The following is a 368-nucleotide window of genomic DNA, read 5'->3' as shown; positions in this document are numbered from 1 at the left end:
GTGGTGGTGGCCACCGGGCAGGCCACCGAACTCGGCCGGATCAACCAGATGATGGGTGAGGCGAAAGCCCAGCGCACGCCCCTGCTGCAACAGATGGATCGCCTCGGCAAAGGCATTCTGGGGCTTATCCTGCTGATGATGGCCTTCCTGTTTCTCTTTGCCTTTATCCTGCGGGATATGCCGCTGGGCGAGCTGCTGCTGGCGCTGATCAGCCTGGCCATGGCGTCGGTGCCGGAAGGGTTACCGGCGATCATCTCGATTATCCTGTCGCTCGGCGTACAGGCGATGGCACGCAACCATGCCATTATCCGCAAGTTACCCACGGTAGAGACGCTGGGGGCAATGACAGTGGTCTGTTCTGACAAAAC

1 pseudogene is annotated in these 368 nt (G+C 60.3%); it reads left to right on the top strand.

What is annotated here, in order from left to right:
- Positions 1–368 (top strand): annotated as a pseudogene (locus CYR55_RS23190) (cation-transporting P-type ATPase); the annotation flags it as partial.

Origin of the sequence: Chimaeribacter californicus, from assembly GCF_002858675.1 — a bacterium.
Classification (GTDB): Bacteria; Pseudomonadota; Gammaproteobacteria; order Enterobacterales; family Enterobacteriaceae; genus Chimaeribacter; species Chimaeribacter californicus.
Note: the sequence above shows the minus strand (reverse complement) of the source record. Positions and strands in the feature narration are given on the sequence as shown.